This window comes from Cobetia sp. PDI-23MA, assembly GCF_059507735.1.
The window spans coordinates 3,175,577-3,197,015 of record NZ_CM183352.1; the positions used below are offsets into that span (position 1 = coordinate 3,175,577).

17 protein-coding genes are annotated in these 21,439 nt (G+C 64.4%); 3 read left to right on the forward strand and 14 right to left on the reverse strand.

The genetic code is table 11. The annotated features are described in order from the left end of the window. Window positions 1-134: 134 nt before the first annotated feature. Window positions 135-545 carry a hypothetical protein gene (locus AC5WNJ_RS13450; protein WP_054555691.1) on the forward strand — a complete coding sequence of 137 codons (411 nt, stop codon included), beginning with the start codon at window positions 135-137 and terminating at the stop codon, window positions 543-545. A gap of 139 nt (window positions 546-684) precedes the next feature. Here the strand turns inward: AC5WNJ_RS13450 and AC5WNJ_RS13455 are convergent, their stop codons facing one another. The 4 genes from AC5WNJ_RS13455 to AC5WNJ_RS13470 all read right to left on the reverse strand — a co-directional run bounded on the left by AC5WNJ_RS13455 (window position 685) and on the right by AC5WNJ_RS13470 (window position 5,428). Continuing rightward, a complete protein-coding gene (locus tag AC5WNJ_RS13455; protein WP_495929932.1) occupies window positions 685-1,302 on the reverse strand; it encodes a nucleotidyltransferase family protein in 618 nt (205 codons plus the stop codon). Window positions 1,303-1,334: 32 nt separating this feature from the next. After that, entirely contained in the window at window positions 1,335-2,360 is a 1,026-nt protein-coding gene (locus AC5WNJ_RS13460; RefSeq protein WP_495929933.1) for an XdhC family protein, read from the reverse strand. Between the two features lie 103 nt (window positions 2,361-2,463). Beyond that, window positions 2,464-4,848, reverse strand: coding sequence for a xanthine dehydrogenase family protein molybdopterin-binding subunit (locus AC5WNJ_RS13465; protein ID WP_495929934.1), 2,385 nt, complete (start codon window positions 4,846-4,848; stop codon window positions 2,464-2,466). Next, the gene (locus AC5WNJ_RS13470; protein ID WP_495929935.1) at window positions 4,835-5,428 is read right to left on the reverse strand and encodes a (2Fe-2S)-binding protein; all 594 of its coding nucleotides are present in this window, start codon (window positions 5,426-5,428) and stop codon (window positions 4,835-4,837) included. The genes AC5WNJ_RS13465 and AC5WNJ_RS13470 overlap by 14 nt, the downstream gene beginning before the upstream one ends. 621 nt (window positions 5,429-6,049) lie before the next feature. Between AC5WNJ_RS13470 and AC5WNJ_RS13475 the strand changes: the two genes are divergently transcribed. Then, window positions 6,050-7,240: an MFS transporter gene (locus AC5WNJ_RS13475; RefSeq protein ID WP_495929936.1), complete on the forward strand. Its 1,191-nt coding sequence runs from the start codon at window positions 6,050-6,052 to the stop codon at window positions 7,238-7,240. A 132-nt stretch (window positions 7,241-7,372) separates the two neighbouring features. On the opposite strand, the gene astB is transcribed toward AC5WNJ_RS13475, so the two are convergent. The 7 genes from astB to fabV all read right to left on the reverse strand — a co-directional run bounded on the left by astB (window position 7,373) and on the right by fabV (window position 16,445). Next, window positions 7,373-8,719 (reverse strand): N-succinylarginine dihydrolase, encoded by a 1,347-nt coding sequence (gene astB, locus AC5WNJ_RS13480; RefSeq protein ID WP_495929937.1) that lies wholly within the window; start codon window positions 8,717-8,719, stop codon window positions 7,373-7,375. Window positions 8,720-8,819: 100 nt separating this feature from the next. Then, complete coding sequence (gene astD, locus AC5WNJ_RS13485; RefSeq protein WP_495929938.1) at window positions 8,820-10,319, reverse strand: succinylglutamate-semialdehyde dehydrogenase; 1,500 nt, start codon at window positions 10,317-10,319, stop codon at window positions 8,820-8,822. A gap of 151 nt (window positions 10,320-10,470) precedes the next feature. Further along, window positions 10,471-11,502, reverse strand: coding sequence for an arginine N-succinyltransferase (gene astA, locus AC5WNJ_RS13490; RefSeq protein ID WP_495929939.1), 1,032 nt, complete (start codon window positions 11,500-11,502; stop codon window positions 10,471-10,473). Further along, window positions 11,502-12,563, reverse strand: a complete 1,062-nt coding sequence (locus AC5WNJ_RS13495; RefSeq protein WP_043334469.1) for an arginine N-succinyltransferase — start codon at window positions 12,561-12,563, stop codon at window positions 11,502-11,504. The genes astA and AC5WNJ_RS13495 overlap by 1 nt, the downstream gene beginning before the upstream one ends. 23 nt (window positions 12,564-12,586) lie before the next feature. Continuing rightward, a complete protein-coding gene (locus AC5WNJ_RS13500; RefSeq protein ID WP_253064889.1) occupies window positions 12,587-13,807 on the reverse strand; it encodes an aspartate aminotransferase family protein in 1,221 nt (406 codons plus the stop codon). Between the two features lie 156 nt (window positions 13,808-13,963). Further along, a complete protein-coding gene (locus tag AC5WNJ_RS13505) occupies window positions 13,964-14,965 on the reverse strand; it encodes a GlxA family transcriptional regulator (RefSeq protein WP_495929940.1) in 1,002 nt (333 codons plus the stop codon). A gap of 277 nt (window positions 14,966-15,242) precedes the next feature. Then, entirely contained in the window at window positions 15,243-16,445 is a 1,203-nt protein-coding gene (gene fabV, locus AC5WNJ_RS13510; protein WP_043334421.1) for an enoyl-ACP reductase FabV, read from the reverse strand. A 350-nt stretch (window positions 16,446-16,795) separates the two neighbouring features. Between fabV and AC5WNJ_RS13515 the strand changes: the two genes are divergently transcribed. After that, window positions 16,796-17,209, forward strand: coding sequence for a DUF7079 family protein (locus AC5WNJ_RS13515; RefSeq protein ID WP_495929941.1), 414 nt, complete (start codon window positions 16,796-16,798; stop codon window positions 17,207-17,209). 192 nt (window positions 17,210-17,401) lie between these two features. Here the strand turns inward: AC5WNJ_RS13515 and AC5WNJ_RS13520 are convergent, their stop codons facing one another. The 3 genes from AC5WNJ_RS13520 to AC5WNJ_RS13530 form a co-directional block, all read right to left on the reverse strand. Then, complete coding sequence (locus tag AC5WNJ_RS13520) at window positions 17,402-18,070, reverse strand: transglutaminase-like cysteine peptidase (protein ID WP_495929942.1); 669 nt, start codon at window positions 18,068-18,070, stop codon at window positions 17,402-17,404. A gap of 22 nt (window positions 18,071-18,092) precedes the next feature. Continuing rightward, window positions 18,093-20,042, reverse strand: a complete 1,950-nt coding sequence (locus AC5WNJ_RS13525; RefSeq protein ID WP_495929943.1) for a bifunctional diguanylate cyclase/phosphodiesterase — start codon at window positions 20,040-20,042, stop codon at window positions 18,093-18,095. A 66-nt stretch (window positions 20,043-20,108) separates the two neighbouring features. After that, complete coding sequence (locus tag AC5WNJ_RS13530) at window positions 20,109-21,416, reverse strand: TolC family outer membrane protein (protein ID WP_253064885.1); 1,308 nt, start codon at window positions 21,414-21,416, stop codon at window positions 20,109-20,111. Between the last annotated feature and the right edge of the window lie 23 nt (window positions 21,417-21,439).

The window sequence follows — 21,439 nt, forward strand, 5'->3', positions numbered from 1 at the left end:
GGCGTCGTGGCTTCAGCAACCGCTGAAGCATTGACTCCCCGTTGGCAACACTGCCATTCCGTTCGTGGCATATTTACTGCTCACGACTCTCGGCATAATCCCCCCTCAATCTTACCCACTCGGGAGCAGGTGCCATGTACGCCGATACCTTCAATGATCTGGCCCTCGAGGCCGAACTCGAAAACTTCGCGCACCGCTGGTTCTCCATGCTCAACCGCATGGCGCCTGCCATCGAACTGGCGGAGCTGCTGGGCGAGGAGGCTTCCATCCAGCTGCTGGATGAAACCCTGACCGGCAGCGAGTACCTGGCCAACTGGGAGCAGCGTCGCAGCGAGCTGCTGGTCAATGGCCATGCACTCGGCTGGGTGCGTGCACAGCGCAACAGCCTCGACAGCGCCACACTGCGCATGGGGGGTGAGCACCGCGCCGCCATGCGTGATGGCAGCGTGCTGCACACGCACTTCGACGCCGAGTGGGTGCTCGACCTGAGCTGGGGCGAGCCGCGTATCCAGAGCATCAAGCTGCTGGATATGCGTACGCTGTAACGCGATAGGCAGACAGCAAAAGGCCCCGTCACCATTGAGTGACGGGGCCTTTTGCTGTCTGGGAGCCTGTTTCCAGCGCACGTGACGTCTTTCAGTTTCAGCCTCTGAGTCTCAGTCCCTCTATCTAAGACCCTCTGTCTCAGTCTCTGATCTTAAGCATCGCTGGCGTGTCGATGTCGTGATGGATACCGACATCACCGACTGCCAACTGACGCAGCGCCTCGCGATGTCGCGTGATCACCTCACGCGCGCCCTCGCCGCCCTCAAGCGCCGCAAGCTCTGCCCACAGCGTCCGCCCGAACAGCACCGGATGCCCGGGCCTGCTGTCCTCGCCTTCAAGCCTCGGTCGCACGATATGCACGCCATCTGCCTGGGCCTCGGCCTGAAGGGCATGAAAGGTCTGCGCCGTGATCTGCGCCATGTCCGCCAGCCATACCGCCGCCACCTGCACATGCGCCAATCCAGCCTCATCACTGAGCTGACGGAAGGCATCGCCGAGACTCCCGCCGAGTCCGTTACCCGCCTGTGGCGCACGCCAGATTCGCCCGGCATGCTCACGTGCGAACGCCTCTCCCAGCAGTGCGGCGGGATCATCGTCCTCACGCAGTAGCAGACGCCAGCCCACCTCACAGGACATGACCCGCGACAGCGTCGCCATCAACAGTGTCTGGCCATTTCCCAGACGCGCCTGACGCTTGTCACTGCCGAAGCGACGACTCTTCCCTGCGGCCATGACCAGGATGATCGACTCATTCATGGACGGCCTCCCTGACTGTCTCCTGAGCGGCTTCACAGGCTCTCGCGAGCGCGGCCTCGGCGGATGCGCACGATATCGGCCATCACCGCCAGCGCGATCTCGGCCGGTGTCTTGCTGCCCAGATTCAGCCCGATCGGCATCACGATGCGCGCGATCTCCTCGGCGCTGAGCCCACCGCTGCGCGCCAGCCGCTCGGCGCGTGCCGTTGAGGTACGCAGCGAACCCATCACGCCGATATAGAACGCGGGCTGGCGTACCGCCTCGATCATCGCTAGATCATCGATACGCGGGTCGTGGGTCAGTGCGACCACGGCGGTGGCGGCATGACAGCCGCCGGCGGCGATGAAGCGTGACGGCAACTCGCGACACAGGCTGACGCCCTCGAGCGGCGCCTTGCGAGCCTCCCAGTCGGCCAGCACTTCCTCGCGTGGCTCACAGATGATCACCTCGAAACCGAGACTGACGGCGAAGGCGGCGCAGGCTTCCGCCACCGGCGAGAGGCCCGCCAGCAGCAGACGCGCCACCGGCCCGACCCGCAGCTGATAGCCGCACGTCTGCCCCGCATGACCCTTGAGCGGCTCGACCCGTTCCCCCAGCCCGCTGTCGCATTCAAGCGTACGCGCGCCATCCCCCTCCAGCATCACCTGCCGCAGACGCGGCGTCTGGCCCTCGAGTACCGCGCGCAGCGCCTCGAGGTGCGCGATGTCCGTATCACAGGCGGTGAAGCGCTCGACCAGTACGTCCAGAATACCGCCGCAGGGCAAGGCGATCCCTGCGCCCTGATGGCCGCCCTCGCCATAGCGGATCACCTGGGCGGACGCGGTGAATTCCCCGTCAGCCAGGCGCGCCAGAAAGTCCTCCTCGACACAGCCGCCGGACAGCGAACCACGATGTTGCCCATCGGCGCGCGCCACCAGCCAGGTGCCCGGCTCACGCGGTGAGGAACCGAAGGTGGCCAGCACCGTGCACAGCCAGATCGGGCGCGCGGATGGCTCGCCATCTGCGGGTGCCAGCCAGTCGATCGCCTGATGGATCACTTCAAGATCAAGGTGTTGCATCAACAATCTCTCATATCAGAAGCCAGCGCACGCTCTGAAGACTCGAAACCCGCCACCCGGGCATGCCGGAGTGGCGGGTTTCAGAGCCATTCGCTGGAGAAGGTCAGGCCTCGCTGAGCGCGGCCTTGAGCGCCGCCGGACGCATCGGCAGGTCACGCAGGCGCACGCCGACCGCATGATGAATGGCGTTGGCGATCGCCGGTGCGACCACCGTGGTGCCCGGCTCGCCGAGACCGACCGGCATCTCGGTGCTGTCGACGAATTCGAGATCCATCTGCGGCACCTGATGCATGCGCAGCGGCTGGTAGGCGCCCAGATTCTGCGCCACAGGACCACCCTCGCGGTATTCGGTGCCTTCGTGCAGCGCCATCGAGACGCCCCACAGGAGCGAGCCTTCCAGCTGCGCCATGGCACCATCCGGATGCGCCAGCGTGCCGGCATCGACCACGCTGGTCAGCTTCTCGAGCTTGACCTCGCCCGTGCCGCGATCGACCTTGACCTGCGCCACACAGGCCACCCAGGTCGGCATGCTGCGTTCCTGACCGAAGCTCAATGCCACGCCCATGCCGGTGTCTGCTGGCAGGCTGTCGCGCTCGCTCCAGCCAGACTTCTCCATCACGCGCGTGAGCACGTTGCGCAGACGGTCGGCGCCGCCGGTGCTGACCGGCGCCTTGCCGGCATTGCGGCCTTCGGCGTCCAGCAGCGCAAGACGGAATTCGGCCGGGTCCTGGCTGGCCGCCAGCGCCAGCTCATCGATATGCTGTTCAACCGCCCACAGCGTCCAGCCCGGTGCGACCGAGCGCAGGTAGCCGGGCACGAAGGCCTCGTGAGCGACCTTGTTCTGCTGCGCCCAGACACGCTGGGTGCCGACGTTGTACCAGTGATCCGCGCCGCTGATGGAGAAGGAGTCCAGCTTGCCGCCGCCCTCGACCGCCTCTGCCAGGAAGGCCGGTATCAGGGCTGCCGTCGGCCAGCCGGCGGCGGCGGCGTGCTCGGAGGCCACGACACGCCCCTCGGCATCGAGACCGGAGCGCAGGCGCTGCACCGAGGGCGAGCGCACGCAATCGAAGCGGCTGTCATCCGGGCGCGTGAAGATCATCTTCACCGGACGCCCCACGGCCTTGGCCGCCAGCGCTGCCGGCACGGCGTAGTCACCGTGCAGACGACGGCCGAAACCACCGCCCAGATACAGCTGGTGATGGGTGACCTTGCCTTCCTCGAGCTCCAGCGCCTTGGTGACCAGTGAGGTCAGCAGGGACTGCTGCTGGTTGCCGCAGTGGATGTGCCAGTGGCCATCCTCTTCGTAGGCCAGCGCATTGGCCGGCTCCAGCGTGAAGTGCAGCACGCTTGAGGTGGTGAAAGTGGATTCCACCGTGGTGGCGGCATTCTCGAGCAGCGGCGCAGGGTCGCCCTGATCCACCAGCAACGAGCCATTGTCACGGCTCGGCGAGCTGACCAGACGCTGGCCCTCGGCCTGGATCGCCGTCTCGTCGACCTGATAGCTGTCGCCCTTGCTCCACTCGACCTTGAGCAGATCGGTGGCACGCATCGCCGCCGAGAAATTGTCGGCGATGACCGCAAGCCAGCCCTGGCAGATGCCGGACGGGTCCTTGAGCTCGATGGTCTGGCGATAGCCGATGACCTTGCGGGCCTCGCTGTCATCGACGGCGGTGACCTTGCAGCCGAAGCGGCTCGGCGGCATTACCGGACGCGCATGCAATGTCTTGCCGACACGCGCCTCGATCTCTGCCGGCAGGGTGTAGTCGATGCCGTAGACGGCCTGACCGTTGGTCTTGGGCGGCACGTCCAGCGCGTTGCCTCTGGTGCCCAGCACGCGACGCTCGGAGGCCGGCTTGAGCTCGATGGCCGCAAGCTCCTCCTCGGAGAAGCTGCGCTCCAGCCCCGCCGCAACGATCTCGCCATAGCCCAGCGACTGATCGCCACTGATGACGTGCCCCTTGCGCGCCTTGCAGCTCTCGACCGCCACGCCCATCTGCCGAGCGCCCGCCTCGATCAGCGCGATACGTCCCGCCGCACCGGCCTGTGACAGCGGCTGGTAGCTCTGGTGAACCGACCAGCTGCCGCCGGTGATCATGTAGCCCCACTTGGGGGCGCTGTCGACGTAATCGACCTTGACGCTGTCCCAGTCGGCCTCCAGCTCCTCGACCACCAGGCGCGCGAGGCTGGTAGCGACGTGCTGACCCATCTCGGACTTGGTGATATGCACGGTGACGGTGCCATCAGTGGCAATGGCGTACCACATGGTCGGCTCGAAGGCCCCGGCGGACAGCGTCTCGCTGGCCGAGCCCTTGCCGTCTGCCCCAGCGGCCAGCGCCGCGCCTGACACGCCGAAGGCCAGCATGGTGGAACCCGCCACACTGCCGATCAGGAAGCCACGCCGCGTGATACCGCCGCGACTGGAGGAAGTCTTGTGCGCGGCAGCAAGCTCGCGCTGATGCGCGGCCAGCTTGTCATCAAACCTTGCCATGAGACGTCTCCTCGACAGCAGAATGGGACACGGTGCCTGCCGTGGCGCGCGGATCGAAGATGCCGACGCCGGCAGTCGTAGCCGTGGCATCGGTCTGCTGACCGTTCACCTGGCTGGTGGCACGCTCACTGGCGATGGTGGCGGCACGTTTCACGGCGCGATGGATGCGCACGTAGGCCATGCAGCGACAAAGATTGCCGGCCATGGCGGCGGTGACCTGCTCATCGGTGGGGTCGGGCGTGTTCTTGAGGAAGTCGGCGGCCTGCATGATCTGGCCGGACTGGCAGTAACCGCATTGCGGTACCTGCTCCTCGACCCAGGCCTGCTGCAGCGGGTGGTCATCGTTCTCGGCCAGCCCCTCGATGGTGACGATGTCACCACCCTCGGCTGCCAGTACCGGCAGGACACAGGTGCGCGCCGCTGTGCCATTCAGGTGTACGGTACAGGCACCGCACTGGGCGATCCCGCAACCGAACTTGGTGCCGGTCAGACCCAGGTGCTCACGCAGCACCCATAACAGCGGGGTCTGCGGATCGACCTCGAGACTGACGGCCTTGCCGTTCAGAGTGAAGTTGGCCAAGGGCTTCTCCTCAGGAGCATGAAGCAGGGGGCAGGGTTCGGACAACGCGTGCAGGCAGTCGTGGCCAGCCATGGCGTCAGCTGACTGACGTGGCGTGGGTTCGGCGTCAGGGACCGACCCCGGGCTGTGGACCTGGCACGATTCGAACCAGTGAATTCTACAGGTCACGATCAGGCATCATGGTGCCATCAAGGAAACAGTGTGGTGTCGCTGAGCTCATCATGACCATGCAGATGCTGTCTTGCATGCGACACAGTATAGCGTTTCACGCCTTGTCATCGGCAGATGTTTGCATGACATCGGTCCGCCTCGGGACAGGGGCGGTAGCGGTAGCGGTAGCGGTCGAGGACGATGGCAACGCCCCAGCACGAGGGCTCCCGCGAAGGCATATGACTGGCTGGTATGGATGAGAGTGTCGCAGACGCGTCTGACAGTGGCGTTTCCGGCATCTGTACTTTTATGAGAATAAAGTGAAATGTAGCGAGAGCCCTAATGTAGCGAGAGCCCTAATGTAGCGAGAGTCCTCAAGCAGGACGTCCCGCCCATGGCCAGCACAGGGTGCAGGAACCGCAAGAACCGCAAGAACAACGACAATAACGATTGCCGGCATGAGGATCTGACATGCAACTGAACTGGAAGGCAGCGATCGCGTTGGCAGCGCTGATTCTCGCCATCAATACCGGGGCGCGCCAGGCGATGGGCTTCATGCTGCCACCGATGGCCAGCGAACTCACCTGGGGCATGGGGAGTCTGTCTTTTGCGCTGGCCATCCAGAATCTGGTCTTCGGGCTGGCCGCGCCCATCGCCAGCAAGCTGTCAGAGCGCGTCGGCACCCTCAGCGTCTTTCTGGTCGGTAGCCTGTGCTACGCGGTCGGCATGGGCGTCACCGCCCTCTGGCCGACCCCGACGGCGTGGATGCTGGGCGCCGGCGTGCTGGCCGGTATCGGCATCGGGGCGACCACCTTCCCGCTGGTGCTGGCCGCCGTCACGCGCGTGGTTCCCCTTCGGCATCGTGGCATCGGGCTGGGTATCGCCTCGGCCGGCGGCTCCTTCGGGCAGCTGATCTACTCGGTCGCGACCCCGATGCTGGTGCTGATCGACTGGAAGATCGCCATGCTGGCGCTCGGCGCCAGCTGTCTGCTGCTGATTCCCATGGCCCTGCCGTTGCTGCGTCGCCCGTCGGCCGGCAGTGAGACACCGGCGGAGGATGTCCCGAGCCAGGGTCCACTGCTGCAGGACCGGCGCTTTCTGGCGCTCGCGGGTGGCTTCTTCGTCTGCGGCGTGCACGTCGCCTTCATTGCTACCCACTTGCCCAATTTCGTGGTCGCCTGCGGCCTGCCCCTGAACGTGGCCGGCAACACGCTGGCGATCATCGGCGCGCTCAATATCGCGGGCACCATCCTGTTCGGGGCCTGGGGCGGCCGCCGCCACCCGCCACAGCTTCTGATACTGATCTACATGTGTCGCGCTGCGCTGGTGATGGCGATGGTGGTCATTCCGCCCAGCAGCGCCCTGCTCTACGCCTTCGGCGCGATCATGGGGGTGCTGTGGCTGTCGACGGTACCGCTGACCAGCCAGGCCGTCGCACTCTACTTCGGTCAGAAGCGCCAGGCCTTCGTGTTCGGCATGGTGCTGGCCGCCCACCAGGTCGGTGCCTTCCTGGGGGCCTGGGGCGGTGGTGTGGTCTATCAGCTGACCGGCAGCTACGACCTGTTGTGGATCACCAGCGCTATCTTCGGCCTGCTGGCCGCGCTCGTGCACTGGCCGGTGCGCCGCGAGCCCACGCGCGTGATCCAGCCACAGCTGGCCTGAGTCGCACCACGGCATCCGCCTCTCACATCTCAGACTTCAGATCTCAACTCTCAGACCACCTATCCACAACGACACAGCCCCCACCGGCGAGACCGATGGGGGCTGTGTCGTTGTGGACTTCAGCAAGGGCGATCAGCGCTGGAAGGCGTAGACATTGCCGACCTTCAACAGCCGCGTCAGCTCATCCAGTGCCACCAAGGTTTCCTCGGCCAGCTGCGGATCGGCAAGATCCGCCGGCGTCAGGCTGTCACGGTAGTGACGCTTGACCCAGTCACCCAGCTCGGCATGCAGCGTATCGCTCATCATCACGCGCCCGGACAGCGCGGCGCGCTCGGCGTCGCTGAGCACCACGCGCAGACGCAGACAGGCTGGGCCACCGCCATTGCGCATGCTCTGCTTCACGTCCTTGACCAGCACTTCACCGATCGGGTTCGGGCCGGCCAGAATCGCATTCTGCAGTGCACTCCATACCGCCTCGTTCTCCTGACACTCGCCCGGCACCACCAGCGTCATGCTGCCATCGTCGTTGGAGAGCAGCTGCGAATTGAACAGATAGGAGGAGACGGCATCCTCGAGACTGACGGCTTCCAACGGCACGCGGATCGGGATCAGCGGCGTGGACAGCTTGGCGCGAATCTCGTCGAGCACCGCCTCCTCATTGCGGAAGGCCAGCTCGTGATAGAACAGCACCGGGCCATTGCCCACCGCGATGACGTCGTTGTGGAAGACACCGGCATCGATGGCCTCCGGATGCTGCTGGGCGAACACCACCTGGTCTTCGCTCAGACCATGCTGACGCGCGACGGCCTGACTGGCTTCCAGCGTCTGACGCGCCGGATAGCGACGCGGTTCGACGCCATCACCGCCGAAGGCCTGGCGGCCGTAGACGTAGAGATGCACGCCAGGACCGCCGTGGCCATCGCACAGCCGCGTATGGTTGGCCGCCCCCTCATCGGAGAAGGCCGGCGTCGCGGGCAGCGCGGGGTGATGCGCGAAGTGGCCATCGTCGGCGAAGATGGCGCCCAGGATGCGCCCGGTGGTCGCGGGTTCCAGGTAACGGTGGAAGCTGGATTGCAGGTTGGCCGGCGTGAAGTGCACGCGGCCATCACCGCTGTCACGCGACGGCGTGACGGTGGCGGCGTTGGCTGTCCACATGCTGGAGGCGGAACACACCGCGCGCAGCAGCTGCGGAGCCTGCTCGCTGGCCGCCTTCAACACCTGGGCGTTGCTGCCGGTGAAGCCGAGGTCGCGCAGTGCGCCGAGGTCCGGGCGTTGCTGCGGCAGCAGAATCCCCTGTGCATACCCCAGGTCCGCCAGCGACTTCATCTTGTCGAGGCCCTGCAGCGCGGCTTCGCGTGGGTTGGAGGCCAGCCCGCCGTGGCGCATCGAGGCCACGTTGCCATGCGCCAGACCGGCGTAGTTGTGGGTCGGGCCGACCAGGCCATCGAAATTGATCTCTTGATACGAAGTGTCGGACATGAAGGTCTCCTGCCACGACGCCTTGCCAGCTCAGCAAACAGGCACGGCGGGCGTCGTGGTCAACAATGGGTAAGCGGCAGCGGTGCCCGAATGGACGGCCTTACAGGCGGATACCGGCCGGCAGGTTCGCGGGCAGCGCCAGCTCCTCGGCTTCCATCGAGGCGACCGGATAGCTGACATAGTCGGCGGCGTAATAGGCACTGGGGCGATGGTTGCCGCTGTCGCCGATGCCACCGAAGGGCGCATCGCCGGAGGCGCCGGTGGTCTGGCGGTTCCAGTTGACGATGCCCGCGCGAATGCGCAGCAGGAAGTCGTCCCAGTCAGCACGATCGCCCCCGATCAGCCCGGCCGAGAGGCCGTAGCGGGTGTCGTTGGCCAGCGCGATGGCGTCGTCCCAATCGGCGTAGCGGTGGATCTTGAGCAGCGGGCCGAAGAACTCCTCGTCCTCGAGCGCAAGGCCGGTGACATCGATCAGCGCCGGGCTGAGCAGACTGGTGCCCTCTTCCACCTGCTGCATACGCACGATGACGTTGCCGCCCAGCGCTTCGAGATCGTCCTGCGCCTTGAGCAGCCCCTCGGCCGCGGCGACGCTTGCCAGGCCGCCATAGAAGGGGGCGTCCTGGGCGAACTGCCCCGCCACCCGCAGCTCACGCAGCGCCGTGGCCAATGTCTCGATCAGACGATCACCGACCTCGCCCTGCGGCACGATCAGGCGCCGCGCACAGGTACAGCGCTGACCGCCCGAGGCGAAGGCCGACTGGATGATCGCCAGTACCGCTGCGGCTTCATCCTGCACATCGCGCACCACCAGCGGGTTGTTGCCGCCCAGCTCCAGCGCCAGCAGCTTGCCGACCTGACCGGCGAACTGGCGGTGCAGCAGCTTGCCGATCTTGGCACTGCCGGTGAACAGCAGCCCATCGATGCCCTCGGACTGGGACAGGGCCTGGCCGACTTCCGCTGCGCCCTGCACCAGATTGATCACGCCGGCCGGCAGGCCCGCGGCCTCCCAGCATTGCAAGGTGAGATCGGCGGTGGCCGGGGTCAGCTCGGAGGGCTTGAACACGCAGACATTGCCCGCCAGCAGCGCCGGTACCATGTGGCCGTTGGGCAGATGGCCCGGGAAGTTGTAGGGGCCGAAGACCGCCATCACGCCGTGCGGGCGGTGGCGCAGGACCGCCTGGGTGCCCGCGACATCCTTGGCGCGCTCGCCGGTGCGCTCGTGATAGGCCTTCACCGAGATCGCGATCTTGCCGATCATCGCCCCGACCTCGGTACGCGCTTCCCACAGCGGCTTGCCGGTTTCGCTGGCGATGCTGACCGCCAGCGCTTCACGATGCTGCTCCAGCTGATCGCGGAAGCGCTCCACCACCGCCAGACGCGCCTCGAAGCCCAGACGCGCCCAGGCCGGGAAGGCCTGACGCGCTGCCGCGACGGCCTGCTCGACCTGCTCGGCCGTAGCCGCGGCGCCCTGCCACAGACGTGCGTGGGAGACGGGGTCGGTCTTGGTGAAGGCCACGGCCTCACCCGCTTGCCACACGCCGTCGATGAAGAGCTGTTGACGCACGTTGAGTGTGGCGGGAGTCGAATTCGTAGTGGTCATGGCATGCCTCATCGAAAGGGCGCGCCGCGCGAGCGACGCTGAGCAAGGTGTAACGGGACAGTTGGCGATCTGCCCCGCTGATGGCAAAAGGACGCAAGGCGGTATACGCCTGCGAGTTGGCACGAGCAAGCAGATGCCCGTGGCGGACGCTTCAGCCGGCCAGCACGCGCAGGGTGTCGCCGCCGGTGACGCCCAGGCGTTCGGCCTCATCACGGTGCAGACGCACATGGCAGGCGCCGGAGTCGTCCCGGGTGACGTCATGGCTGATCCAGCTGGCACGGAAGTCGGCCATGCCGGTGGTAGCGGCCATCACAGAGGGACGCTCGCAGGCCGGGGCATCAGATGCGATCACCTCGACACTCGCCAGCTGGCTGTCACGCACGGCGCGCACATCATCGATATAGGCCTCGACCGTCGGGCCGCCATCGAAGATGTCGACGTAGCCTTCCCAGCGCAGCCCTTCCTTCTTGAGCATCGCCACCGCCGGCCGGGTGTGCTCATGCACCTGCCCGATGGCGGCCCGCGCGGGCTCGGAGAGAAACGGCGTATAGATCGGGAACTTGGGCATCAGCTCGCCGATGAAGCTCTTCTGGCCCATGCCGGTGAGGCGGTCGGCCTCATTGAAGTCCATCGGGAAGAAGTGGCTGCCCAGACACTCCCAGAACGGGCTGCGCCCTTCGGGCGTGAAGACACCGCGCATCTCGGCCAGCACCTTGTCGGGGAAGGCCGCGCGGAACTGGGCCATGAACAGCCAGCGCACCTTGGAGAGCAGCGCGCCGTTGCGGTCCTTGCGCCAGCCCTCACGCAGGAACAGCGAGCAGACCTCGGCATCACCGGTGTGGTCGGAACACAGCGTCAGCGTATCCAGGGTGCGATGCAGATCGAGCTGCACCGAGGAATGCGCCAGCGAACCGAGGCGATAATGATAGAACGGCGCATCGGTGCCCACGCAGGCCTCGATGGCGCAGCAGCCCGCGATGCTGCCATCGCGATCATCTTCGAGCACGAAGAAGTACAGGCGATCATCGCCGGGTTCGCGGCCCTCGAAGGCGGCCAGGGTGCGCTCTATCTTGGCGCTGAGAAACTCATGATTGTCCGGCAGCGAGGTGAAGCCGACACCGGTTTCCCGCGCCAGTACCTTGAGGCCTTCGATATCGTGTCGAGCGATAGGACGAATGCGCATTACAACTCTCCCTCATCCATCGTCGGCAATGGCATCGGCACGGCAAGCACCGCACGCCCCTCTTCCACGCCCAGTACCTCGGCCTGCTGCGGCGTCAGCATCAGCTGGCCGGTTGGCGTCAGGGCGTAGCGCGCCAGCACGCAGCGGAAATCGCCGAGACGCTGGTTGGCTACCATCGCCGGCACCGCATCCGGCAGGCTTTCCTGCGGACGGATACGCACCGGATGCCAACCGCACTGCTTGAAGGTGTGCAGACGCTCGCACTCCGCCAGCAGCAAGGGGCCGGCATCGAAGATGTCGACATGACGCGAGCGCGAGAAGCCCTCGGCGAGCATCTCCTGCATGGCGTACTCATGGCGCGGATTCTCACGCCCGATGGCGGCGCGCGCCTGGGGCGTCAGCAGCGGCAGATAGAGCGGGAACGGCGGCATGACCTCGGCGATGAAGCTCTTGGAGCGCACCCCCGCCATCTGATTGATTTCATTGAAATCACGATCAAAGAAGTGCTGGCCGACGCTGTCCCAGAACGGGCTGACCTGACGCTCGTCGCGCGTTTCCAGATAGCCCGGGAAGGCCACCGCCAGTTCAGTGGCGAAGCGTTCCGGGTACTGGGCGATGAACATCAGGCGTGCGCGGCGCAACAGGCTGTCCGCATCCGTCTCGCGGTAGCGGGCATCCAGTGACAGCGCGCACAGCAGCGTGGCATCCGACACCTCATGCGACAGCGACAGCGTCTGCACTTCGTGGCGCACGTTGAGCTGCTGCGAGGCGTGGATCAGCGTCTCCTGACGATAGGTGTAGTAGGCCTCCCGCGCGCCAGCCTCGGCGCGCAGTGAGGCGGTACCGACCACTTCACCGGTATCGAGATCTTCCAGCACGAAGCAGTAGATCTCGTCGCCCGGGAAGTCGATCTCGGCACGCAGGCTGCGCTGGGAGCGAAGAATGCGCTCCTCGAGGCGGTCACGATGTGCCGGTAGATTGGTCAGGCGCGGCGTGGCCGTGGCCGCGAGCCGCTCGAGAGCGAGCAGATCGCGGCTTTCGGCAGGCCGCACCACCAGCATCGGGGCACTGCTCATGGCGCTGCTCATGCAGATGCAGAGGTGGCGACGAAGTTCGCCACGGCGCGGTCGAGCTTGTCGAGACCGCTCTGGATCTCCTCTTCACTGATCACCAGCGACGGCGCCAGACGCAGCACGTCAGGACCGGCGATCAACACCATCAGGCCTTCTTCCATCGCCAGGTTGAGAATGTCCTTGGCACGCCCCGCGTAGTCCGGCGCCATCTGGGCACCGATCAACAGACCCATGCCGCGCACTTCCTTGAAGACACCGTGACGCTTGGCGATGCCTTCCAGACCGTTGCGCAGCAGCTGGTGGCGGTGGGCGACGCCCTCGAGCACTTCCGGCGTGTCGATGGTCTCGAGCGCCGCCAGACCCACGGCACACGCCAGCGGGTTGCCGCCGTAGGTGGAACCGTGAGTGCCGATGGCCATGGCCGGCGCGATGCGATCGGTGGTCAGCATGGCGCCCAGCGGGAAGCCGCCGCCGATGCCCTTGGCGGTGGTCAGGATGTCCGGCACCACACCGAAGTGCTGGTAGGCGTACAGGTGGCCGGTACGCCCGGCGCCGCTCTGGACTTCATCGAAGATCAGCAGCGCATCGTGCTGGTCGCACAGTTCACGCAGTCCTTCCAGGAAAGCCTGCTCGCCCGGGATGATGCCGCCCTCGCCCTGCAGCGGCTCGACGATGATCGCGCAGGTGTCATCGCCCATCAGCTCGCGCACGGAGTCGAGATTGTTGAATTCGGCGTGCTGGATACCGCCCGGAATCGGTCCGAAGCCCTGGGAATACTTGGGCTGACCACCGACGCTGACGGTGAAGAAGGTGCGGCCATGGAAGGACTGACGGAAGGAGATGATCTTGTCCTTCTTCTCGCCATGGGTGTCGTGGGCGAAACGACGCGCCAGCTTGAGGGCGGCCTCGTTGGCCTCACCACCGGAGGAGCAGAAGTAGACCTTGTCGGCGAAGGTGCGCTCGGTCAGCGCCTTGGCCAGCGCCAGTGCCGGCTCGTTGGTGTAGACGTTGGACAGGTGCCAGACCTTGTCGGCCTGGTCCTTGAGCGCCTTGACCAGCGCCGGGTGGCAGTGGCCCAGCGAGGTGACGGCGATGCCACCGGCGAAGTCGATGTACTCGCGCCCTTCCTGATCCCACAGACGGCTACCCTCGCCGCGTACCGGAATGGCAGCCTGGGGTGCGTAGTTGGGCACCATGGCATGGTCGAAATCGGCACGGGTCAGCTGGGTCATCGTCTCTTCCTCATCGCGGGGTCTTGGCGTGGCCGGCCGATGATCGGCAAGCCACGGGTCATGACACTCGAGTATAGGGAGGCGAGATGACAAAGACTTTCAGCGAAAGGACGACGACTTATGTCAGGAGGCGACTTTTGTCATCCAGGGAAGGTGTCAGGCCTGCAGCATGAGACGTTCGTCGCGGGGGCTGCGTCCGAAATGGTTGCGAAACGCCGTGGAGAAGTGAGCCGCACTGGAAAAGCCGGTGGCCAGCGCGATCTCGCCGATCGGCTGATCGCTCTCGCGCAGTAGCTGGCGCGAACGCGCCAGGCGGAGATCCAGATAGTAGCGGCTGGGCACCGCCTGCAGATGCTTCTTGAACAGCCGCTCCAGCTGACGCCGCGAGATGCCGAGGTGCTCGCCGATCTCGTGGGTAGAGAGCGGCTCCTCGATATTGGCCTCCATCAGCGTCACGGCCTCCACCAGCGGCTGCGGCGCATGGGCGAAACGGTTCTTGAGCGGCACGTGCTGTGGCTCGTCCGCCAGCCGGATGCGCTCGCAGACGAAGTGCTCGGAAACCTTCTCGGCCAGCGCGCGGCCATGCTGCTGGGCGATCAGCGTCATCATCATGTCCATCGCTGCGGTACCACCGCCGCAGGTGACACGATCACGGTCCAGCTCATAAAGCTGATGGGAGACGTTGACCTGCGGAAAGTCGCGGCGGAAGGATTCGGCGCGCTGCCAGTGAATCGTCGCACGATAACCATCGAGCAACCCAGCGCGGGCCAGCTCGCGGGTGCCGGTAGAGATGCCGCCCAGCATCACGCCACGCTCGGCCAGACGCTTGAGCCAGGCCAGCAGCGCGGAATTCGAGGTCACCTCCTGCAGGCTCGCCCCGCTCGCCGGCTGAGCACCGCACACGAACAGGGCGTCCAGATGACGCGAATCACTGGCGACCAGGCTGTCTGGCGAGAGACTCAAGCCCGCCGCGGACGCCACGCCGCGCCCGTCAAGCGCGAAGGTGACGGCCCGATAGAGTGTCTGCCCGGCGAGCTGATTGGCCACCTGCAGGGGCTCCAGCGCACAGGCCTGGGACAACAACGAGAAGCCGGGCAACAGCACGAAACCTATCTGGCGTTGCTGTGCCTGAGGAGTAACCAGTGAATCCACGGGCATGAGTATGGCGCTGAATCCGTTGGGTAGAAGGTGAGTCAAACGAGCGGTGGATGTCGGTGGATATAAAAGTCATGCCACCAGAATGCCATCAGAGTGCCGCCATATTGTGCCATGCCTGCTGCGCCAATGCCTGACCAGCGCCCCAGAGACAGCACCACAAAGGCTGTGCAAACGACAACGCCACCCCGAAGGATGGCGTCGTCGTGTGTGGCGGTCAGTGCTCAGCGGTCAGCTGGCAGCGAGCTGCCCTGACCTCTGCGTGCTTGCTGAAGCGCTCTTACATCTGAACGACATCGAATTCGACGTCGGTGGCGACATCGGCGTCGTAGTCGACGTCGTCACGCGTGAAGCCGAACAGCTTCAGGAATTCCTGCTTGTAGCTGGCGTAATCAGTGATGTCGAACAGGTTATCGCTGGTGACCTGCGGCCACAGTTCCTGACAGGCCTGCTGGACGTCGTCCTTCAGCTCCCAGTCATCAAGACGAAGACGGCCGGACTCGTCGGTGGCGATCTCGCCTTCGCCGTAGAAGCGCTCGGCGTAGAAGCGGTTGAGCTGCTCGATGGTCCCTTCGTGCAGGCCCTTCTCCTTCATGATCTTGTAGACCATGGAGATGTAGAGCGGCATGACCGGGATCGCGGCGCTGGCCTGGGTGACCACGGACTTGAGCACGGCCACGTGGGCACGACCGCCCTTGGCGGACAGCTTCTCGTGGATGCTGCCGGCGGCGCGATCCAGATCTTCCTTGGCGCGACCCAGCGCACCGTGCCAGTAGATCGGCCAGGTGATCTCGGTGCCGATGTAGCTGAAGGCGACGGAGCGGGCGCCCTCCGCCAGCACGCCGGCGTCGTCCAGCGCCTGCATCCACAGCTCCCAATCCTGACCACCCATCACGGTGACGGTATCTTCGATTTCCTGCTCGGTGGCCGGCTCGACCTCCGCTTCGATGATGGTGTCCTTGTTGGTGTCGATGGCGGTCGCGCGATAGGTCTCGCCGATCGGCTTGAGCACGGAGCGCTTCACTTCACCGCTGTCCGGCAGCTTGCGCACCGGAGAGGCCAGCGAGTAGACGACGAGGTCGACTTCACCCATGTTGGCCTTGATCAGCTCGATGGCCTTGGCGCGTGTCTCATGCGAGAAGGCATCGCCGTTGATGGCCTGGCTGTAGAGGCCTTCCTGCTTGGCGAACTTGTCGAAGGCAGCAGAGTTGTACCAGCCTGCGGTGCCGGCCTTCTTCTCGGTGCCCGGCTTCTCGAAGAACACGCCCAGGGTGTCCGCGCCGTAACCGAAGGCTGCCGTGATGCGTGCCGCGAGGCCATAGCCGCTGGAAGAACCGATCACCAGTACCTTCTTCGGACCACCGTCACGCTTGTCACCGACTGTCTTGCGGGTGATGGCGATCTGCTCGGCGACATTCTGCTCGCAGCCCTTGGGATGTGTGGTGGTGCAGATGAAGCCACGAACCTTGGGTTTGATGATCACGTAAAGAACCTCGTTTGCTGTTGGCCCGGCGTGTACCCGCCGATGCGATACTCGCTTCACGCTGATAGCAGGCGATGGCCGTCTCTGGATGGTGAAGCGTATCGTGAAATAGGGCGTTCGAATCCCGTAAAGCAGGCTCAGTGCCAGCTCATGGGCGCTATTCTAGCGGCTGTCGGCGACGCTGTCCGCCCTGCCGTCATGATCCGCCATCTGCCTGCATATCACTGGAGCCGGCCGCGGCGGCTGCCGTATCATATAGGCCTTTTCACGTACTGCCATTCCACTGCCGTCCTGCATTCGCCGCTGGTTGCCAGCCGCACTGTCCGACAGGCTCTGCCCAGGATGTTTTCATGAACGAACAGAACGCTCACCTCGCCCCCGATGTGGCCGCCCTGCTCGAGCGCCGACAGGACATCTGGCTGGCGCTGTCTCCACTGTGGCTGGAACGCGAACCGCGTGAAGCCGAGTATCAGCACATGGCAGAAGTCGTCGAAGCCCAGGGGTTGAGCTTCCAGGAACTGGAAAAGCTCTATCGCCTGGAGATGGCGCCGGTACTGGTGCGAGAACAGGTCAGCATGACACCCAACTTCAAGGGCTTCGATGACAGCCAGCTGCTGTCACGCCTGCTGCAGCATACGCATCGTCTGACGCGTGGCCGGCGCATGTTCTGGCTGCTGTTTTCGGGGCTGGCCACGATGCCGAGTCGCCATCGCTACGGCAATCTGCTCGAGATCCTGCACCTGCGCGGCAATACGCCCCGCTAGCGCCCCGCAATCTGCACGGCGCAGCCTGACGAGAGCGCTGGCCTGCAACGCCCGGATGGCAAGACACCCCGCGACCGGAAGGTCACGGGGTGTCTTGTCGTGCTGTCGTCGTGCTGTCGTCGTGCTTAAGAGTGCTTAGCAGTGCTTGGCAGAGCTCAACCGCCATTCCTCGAGGGGCTGACGCCGCCAGGCTCATGGCCGTTGGTGGCGCGGCACTCTCAGCACCCCTTGTGCGCGGCGCTTCTGCCAGTCAGACAGACTTGAAAGGCCTCGGCTGTCGCTGATGCGCTTGCCCCCTTCCAGACGTTTGCTCATCCACAGCGCACTGCCATTGAAGCTGTAGATAGGCAGCAGGTCCGTGCGCTCACTGGCCGGCAGGATGGAACTGTTCAGGTTGTCCAGTACATCAGGATTGCGCGTATTGGCGCTCTGATAGGTCACGACCATGTGGAACTGATTGAGACTGAGCGCCTTGACGTAGTGCAGACGCAGGCGGTCTTCCGGTACGCCAAGCTCGCGCAGGGTCAGATACTTGGCCATGGCGAAGTCATCGCAATCACCGGCCCCTGCCCCCAGAAACTCCTGCGGCGTCGCCCAGTAATCGGTCGCTCCCCAGACGCTGAGATCATCGGTGAAGTTGAGACGATTGAAGAAATCGTTCACTTCGCTCAACTGACGCCTGACCGGCGCGCCCTCCAGACGCTGCAACAGTTGCTGCCATTGCTGCACACGATTCCAGCCACCTGTCCCGTAGATCTGGATGAACTGGCGGGAATCCAACGCCTGTGCCAGACCCGCACCGAGTGACAACGCCAGCAGCACCCCGACCGCAAGACCCTCCCACCAGCGGCGATGATTCATGTCGAGGCACCCTGAATGTCACTTAGCGAGGCATATCTTCTGCTGGACTGGCAAGCCTTGCCATGACATCGACTGCCGGTGACACGAAGCCCTGATAGCCATCTGCGCCCAGCGACATCGCCCGCTCCTGATCCGCCTCGGACTCGACGCGGGTCACGATGACCTGCGACTCGACCTGATGCGCCGTCATGCACAGACTCTGCAACAGCTCGGTGTCGACATCTTCGCGCTTGAAGAACGCCTGGTCGATCTTGACGTAATCAGGCCGCAGTGCCGACAGATAGCTGAGCTCCTTCAGCTCTCGGGCGAAGCGGTCGATACCGCCCCGCGCACCCAGTCGACGAGCATGTCGGAACAGCATCTTGATACGCTCCTGATGCCTGAGGGCGATGCTTTCGGACACCTCGATATCCAGACGCTTGCTCAGGCGCGGATGCGCCGCCAACCAGTTGAGCAGACCAATATAACTGGCTTCATCGTCGAAGGTTTCTTCGGTCAGGTTGAGCGCCAGTCTTGGCACTTCAATCCTGTCGATATAAGAGGCCAGCCACTCCAGAGCGCGCAGATCGAACTGCGCCCCCATGCGGAAATGGCGGATCACGGGCAGGAAGTCACCCGCGCGATGCAGTTCATTGCCATCGCGCAGACGGGCAAACAGCTCGCGGTGAAGCTCGCCACCATCATTGAGCAACACCGGCTGAGCAACGAAATCGAGCCCCTTGGGGGCATCCAGAGCCTTTTCGATGATCTCGCGCCATTCGCCTCGCGGACGTGCACGTCCACCCGCAGGGGCCAGCTCGACGCCAGATCCTTGCTCGATGGCCTGACGAAGCGTGGCATCTGCAACGGCAAACATCTGGGTACGCTGCATGCCCGGCTCACGCCGAACGGCACCAAGGGCACAGTTCTCCGGCGGAATATCCACCAACGGATTGGCATCCAGCAGGTGGTCGATATCCTCCGCCAGTAGCGTGAGAAATTCCTGAAGTCGAGTCTCATCAGTTTCCGGCAGCAACAGACCGAAATCACTATTGGCCAAGCGCGCGGCGATGATCGCCTCACCCGCCAGTTCACGATCTTCCAGCTTGCGCGCAATGGCTTTCACCAGGGCATCACGCCCCTTGTAGCCCTGCTCGCGATACACCACCTCGATATGCGACACACGCAGCAGCGCGAAGCTGCCGCCCATCGGCTCGCTCAGCCACTCATCGACCGCTCGGTTCAAATAGCCGCGGTTGCCAAGCCCCGATACCGAGTCTTCTTCCGCCTGGCGCTGCAGACGCGCCAGCTGCGCGGCCTGAGCCTCGAACTGGGTCTGAAGGCGCTGTCCCAGACGATTGACCGCCGAGGTAATGCCCTTGAGCTCCGCCACGCTGGTCTCCTCCAGCGGCGCGTCGAAGCGCTGCGTCTCCATCTCATTGAGGCGAGACGAAAGGCGCTCCAGCGGGCGCAGCAGACGGCGCATGACCAACGAGGCAACCAGCAGCGTGATCAGGCCGCCCAGCAGCAGCCACAGCGCCAGACGCTTGGCCAGCTGCCAGAGCTGGTCATAGCCCTGGGCAGATTCGCCGGTCAGGCTGATCGTGCCCAGCGACGCCCAACCACCGGGCAGCTCGCGGCTCGCCGATTCCACCGGCATGGGGATCAGGTCACGAAACCACTCAGGTGCCAGGCTCTCGCGCACGACATTGAAAACGATGGGCGTCGCGACGGCCACGCTCTCCAGCCTGGCATCGCGCACATGGCCACCATCCACCGTGGCACGTATCAAGGCTTCGGCACTGGCGGCATCGCCAAGCTCTACATGTGGCACCAGCGCGAGACTCAAGCTCTGGGCGAGATTCGAGAGTTCGACGCGTTGTCGTTCGGCCAGTGCATCACGGGTGTTGTTGACCTGGATGAAGAAGATACCGAGGGAGAACCCCAACAATACCAGCAACATCAAGGTAAACAGGCGGCGCGAAAGACTCATCTGATTTCCTCATCAACCATCAGCATGGCAACGACGCATCCAGGGTGCGGGAGCGCCGTGGGTGGCTTAGCCCTGTTGTTGGACGGGGACGGCAACACTCATGGAATCCAGCAGAGCACCGGTCGCCGACAGCAGGCGATAGTTGGCGGTTTCCAGATCAAAACGGGCGCGAATCAGGTTCTGTTGAGAGGTGAACAGCTCACTCTCACTATCCAGAAGGTCCAGCAATGTGCGGCGCCCGATATCGAATTGCTTGCGATAACTCTCGCGGGTATCGGTCGCGGCACGCACATAACTTTCCAGGTAATCGATCTGGCGCTTGAGGTTCTCGCGGGCATTCCATGCCAGACGAATCTCGTCACGCACATCGCGTATCACGCGATCATTGTCGTGCTCGACCGCTTCCAGCGCTGCCTGACGACCGCGGATCTCGGATTGATCGCGGCCACCACGATACAGGTTGTAGCGCATGACCAGTTCGACGCTCCAGTCGTCTGACTTGCTCTTGTCCTGGTCATAATCATTGTCCAGCGTGCGATTGCCCTCGAGACTGAACTCGGGGTAGTTATCGCCCTTCTCGGCATTCACTTCATGGCGCGCAGCGTCAATGGAGACCCGTGCCGCCGCCAACAGCGGGTTGCGCTGATTGGCCTGCACGTAGGCGCTCTCGACATCCTCGCTGAGCAGGCTGGTGTCGATACCCGGCATGCTGAGGTCCGACGGCATCTCGCCCACCAGACGCAGATAGGCAGAGCGGGAATCCTCGAGATTGTTGATCGATGACAGTACGCTGGCTTCGGCATTGGCCAGACGACCATCCACCTGACGCACGTCACTGCGCGCACCAAGGCCGGATTCCGCACGCCGCCCGATATCATTCGAGATGCGACGGTGAGCCTCGAGATTGGCTTGTGCATACTTGAGAATCAGCTCATCACGCATGACCTGCAGATAGGCACCGGCCGTATCCAGCGCGATGTCATTGGCCTCGGCCGCGACCTGCAGGCGCTGGTAGTCCGCTTCTGTCTCGGCCTGGCGGATGCGCTCGATTGTCGTGTTGCCGTCCCAGAGCAGCTGACGGATGGTCAGGTCAAGGCGCGTGTAATCGTGCCAGTCGTCATCATCATTGATGCCGTCATCTTCCGAGTCGAACTTTCCATAACCCAGGCGGCCAGTCAGATCCACCGTCGGGCGATACGCCCCGCGCTGGGTTTCCGCTTCTTCGAGTCGCTGGATGTGACGTGAAACCTGAACGCGCGTGCGCGGGTTTTCCATTACCGCTCGGGATACGGCTTCTTCAAGAGTCGCAGCCGAAGCCTGAACGCCAAACCCCATCCCTGCGGCGATGCTCAACGCCAAGAGTGTCTTTTTCATTATGAGTTACCCTCGAATCCATC